The organism is Desulfobacter sp. (assembly GCF_050177295.1).
Map to the genome: position 1 here is coordinate 1 of NZ_JBFXHE010000407.1, position 4,034 is coordinate 4,034.

The 4,034-nt window shown below is 50.9% G+C and carries 2 protein-coding genes and 1 pseudogene; all 3 read right to left on the reverse strand.

The window, feature by feature from the left end; translation table 11 throughout:
- On the reverse strand, positions 1–330 hold a 330-nt coding region (gene rbfA / locus AB7U36_RS20005; RefSeq protein WP_428161395.1), incomplete at its 3' end, for a 30S ribosome-binding factor RbfA.
- Between the two features lie 12 nt (positions 331–342).
- Entirely contained in the window at positions 343–3,291 is a 2,949-nt protein-coding gene (infB, locus tag AB7U36_RS20010) for a translation initiation factor IF-2 (protein ID WP_428161396.1), read from the reverse strand.
- Between the two features lie 72 nt (positions 3,292–3,363).
- A pseudogene (locus AB7U36_RS20015) lies at positions 3,364–4,034 on the reverse strand (transcription termination factor NusA); the annotation flags it as partial.

Consider the following 4,034-nt stretch of genomic DNA (forward strand, 5'->3'; position numbering starts at 1 on the left):
ATCAATCAGGGCATCCAGACGGGCAGCCTCATCAAAGGAGTCATCATGGATAAAACGCAGGTCCGGCATCAACCGCAGGTCCAGTTTCGGGGCAATGCTTTTTTTGATAAACCCCTTTGATTTCTTAAACCCTTCCAGGGTTTCACGAATTCTTTTTTTATCCCCGAACACCGTAACGTAGACATAGGCCAGACTAAGGTCCGGGGACATTTTTACCCCGGATATCGTTGCCATCTCCATTCTGGGATCCTGCATCTTTTTGGACAGAAGTTCTGTGATGGCCTGCTGAATCTTTATAGAGACCCGCTCGGCACGTGTATAGGGTTTCATAGACCGGTCCTGCTATCCCTGGTATTTAACTTCTTCAACTTCATAGCATTCAATGGCATCGCCCGCCTTGATATCATTATACCTTTCAAGGCCGATACCACATTCATATCCCTGTTCAACTTCCTTGACATCATCCTTGAACCTGCGCAGGGAAGACAGTTCAGTATCACATTTTATAATACCGTCACGCAGCAGGCGCACCTTTTTGCCGCGGATCACTTTGCCTTCTGTGATGCCGCACCCGGCAATGGTCCCGATTTTGGGAACCACAAAAATTTCCCGAACCTCGGCCCGTCCAATGATATTTTCCTGAAAGGTGGAGGGCATCATGCCGTCAAGGGCGGCTTTGATATCATTGATCACATCATAAATGATGTCATAGAAGCGCATGTCCACGTTCTCATCCTTGGCAAGCTTGCGGATCTGTGGTGTGGGCCGGACATTGAACCCGATGATAATGGCATCGGATACCGCAGCCAGGGACACATCAGACTCATTGATGGTGCCCACGCCGGAATGAACAATTTTAACATCCACCTCTTCTTTAGCCAGGTCTTTTAGAGAGTCGTTAAGCGCTTCAATGGAGCCCTGAACATCTGCCTTGACAATAAGCTTGAGTTCCTTGATCTCGGCTGAGCCAAGATTTTCAAACATTTTTTGCAGATTGGCCCGGCTCTTCTTAGCCAGCTCCTTGGCCCGCTGTTTCTGCATACGGTGGGCCGCAATCTGCTTGGCATCCTTGTCCGATGCCACAGCCACAAACTCGTCACCGGCATCGGGCACGCCGGCCAGACCCACAATTTCCACAGGCGTGGACGGACCTGCCGATTCCACCCGGTTTCCGGAATCATCAATCATGGCCCGGATATGGCCGGAATGAAGACCGCATACAATGGGGTCACCATCCCTTAAGGTGCCCTGTTTTACCAGCACAGTGGCCACCGCGCCCCGGCCGATATCCAGACGGGATTCCACCACGTAGCCCGTGGCATTCCGATCCGCGTTGGCCCGCAGTTCCAAAACTTCGGCCTGGAGCAGCACCATTTCCAGCAACGAATCAATGCCCTCGCCGGTTTTTGCGGAGACCTTCACAAAAATAACATTACCGCCCCACTCTTCGGACAGCAGATCGAGTTCGGACAGCTCACGCATAATACGATCCGGATCAGCACCTGCCTTGTCCATTTTGTTCACAGCCACCACCACAGGTACGCCTGCAGCCTTGGCATGGTTGATGGCCTCAACCGTCTGGGGCATGACACCATCATCCGCTGCCACCACCAGAATAACAATGTCCGTCACCTGGGCGCCCCTGGAACGCATGGCAGTAAATGCGGCATGCCCCGGTGTATCAAGAAAGGTGATCCGTCCGCCATTGGGGGTTTGAACATTATACGCGCCAATGTGCTGGGTAATGCCGCCGGCCTCGCCGCTGGTTATCTTGGATTTCCGGATCACGTCCAGCAATGACGTTTTACCATGGTCAACATGCCCCATGATTGTAACCACAGGGGGGCATCCTTCCATTTTTTCTTCGTCCTCCGCCTCTGACACGACATTCAGCAGGGTCTCTTCTTCAAAACTTGCCTTTTCGACTTCAAAATCAAATTCAGCGGCCACAAGGGAGGCGGTGTCATAATCAATGGTCTGGTTCACAGTGGCCATCACGCCCATGCCCATGAGTTTGACAATCATCTCGTTGGCTTTGATGCCCATACGCTTGGCAAGTTCAGCCAGTTCAATGGCTTCATCAATTTTTACGCGGCGCTTGATTGCCTTGGGCGTTGTAATCTGGGTTTTCTGGAAACCATTTTTTTTGCCCTTGGGATCTTTTTTCCCCTTTTTCTTCCGGCCACTCCTGCCCTTGTAAAGGTCATCGCCTTCCACCACAGCTTTTTTCCTACGCCGCTTTTTCCTGAATCCGGGTCCGTCAGAGGATTGAGGCTCATCACGAGTCCATCCCCGCTTACGGTCATTGGGAGGTTCAGGCGGCATAACCATATCCTTCTCCGGCGCATCGGAAGAATCAATTTCCGGTACCGGCTGTCTGCGGGCAGGCCAATCATTATCACTTCCGGTTGCGGGATGATTCTCTCCGGCTTTCATTCGTTTTAAATTTTCCAAAACCATGGGATCTGCCACCCTGACGATCTTGGCAGGCGTTGTTTTTTTCTTCTTCTTTTTACGTTTGCCCTGGCTATTGCCTTCTTCCTGGAATTCATCCCCACCAGGCTGTTCTGTATTCTGTTCCTGCGCCAGGGACGATTCCTGATCACCATCCACCGGATCCGGAAAAGACTTCCCTTTCCCGGAATCTGCCGATTCAGGCGTATCGTTTTTATTTTTTTCCTGGAATTGCGCCGGTACCAAAGGCGTTTGTGCGTTCTCATCTTCCTGCTGTTTTACAGCATTATCATCTTCGGCAAGGGCCTTTTCAATGTTTTCTTCAAAATCGATGGTCACGTTTTCAGACTCCGGCTCCGGCGGTTCTTCAACCTTGGCGGGCTTGATAATTTTGGCGGGTTCGCTGTTTCTGGACACAATCTTTCTGGCAGGCCGTTTTAGAATCGTCGTTTTGGGGGATCCAGGCACGTTCTCACTGTCACGGGAGACCTGCTGCTTCTTTGCAACAGCACCCGGCGCCTCTTCCTGATCACCAGTGCCCTGCACAATCGGTTCTTCGGGCTCGAATGAGTCTTCCATATCCTCATCCATCTCCAGTTCATCAGCCTGGGACATAGCCGTTGTCCTGCGCCTGCGGATCACCGGCGGACGGACCTTAACCTCATTGGAGCGCTTCTTTTTGCCCAATAAATTCTGTTTGACAGCGGCGACGTCACTGTTATCCAGAGCACTCATATGGCTTTTAACATCTATTTCCAGCTCTTTAAGCTTTTCAAGAAGCTGCTTGTTTGTCATGTTCAGATCTTTAGCTAATTCGTATACCCTGACCTTGACCATTCGTTGCCCCCAGTAATCCTCTATAGTTGATTCTTTTGAAATTCGTTCTCTGCGTTACCGATGCAACAGTCCTTATTCACCTGATTTTCCAACCTGCCCATCTTCCTGCTCTTCTTCCTGCCCATCCTCGACATCAGTAAAAATTTGCCCATCACCGGCATTGTCATCCATGTAAGTAGCGCTATCCTGAGACGATTCAGCCTGCAGGAATTCCTTCCGGGCACTTTGCCTCTCATCTTCCATCATATGTCCGGCTTCTTCAATCATTGCCTGGGCATCTGCCACGGAAATATTCAAAAAAGCCGCAAGATCCTCGGGCACGGCATCCATGACATCCAAAAATGAAGAATACCCTGCCTTGAACAGTATCTCTGCTGCCGGCAGCCCCACTGTGGACAGTTTCATCAAACTGTCATATCCCTCCTTGACCTCCCGGCTGTATTCCTCTTCACTGGTGACTTCAAGATGCCAGCCTGTGATCTCGCAGGCAAGGGATACATTCTGACCGCCCTTACCGATGGCAATGGAGAGATACTCATCATTGACAATCACCTCCATGGACTGATTGTCTTCATCAATAATAACCCTTGCGATTTCAGCCGGGGACAGGGCATTGCAGACAAATCTTGCAATGTCCGGGCTCCGCTGAACAATATCGATTTTCTCGCCCCGCAGTTCCTGAACAATATTCTGAACCCGGTTGCCCTTAACCCCCACACAGGCGCCTACAGGGTCCACATCGG

What these genes read in the sequence shown, in the direction of transcription:
- infB (WP_428161396.1), bottom strand. Translation starts at nt 3,291, where the DNA reads ATGGTCAAGGTCAGGGTATACGAATTAGCTAAAGATCTGAACATGACA.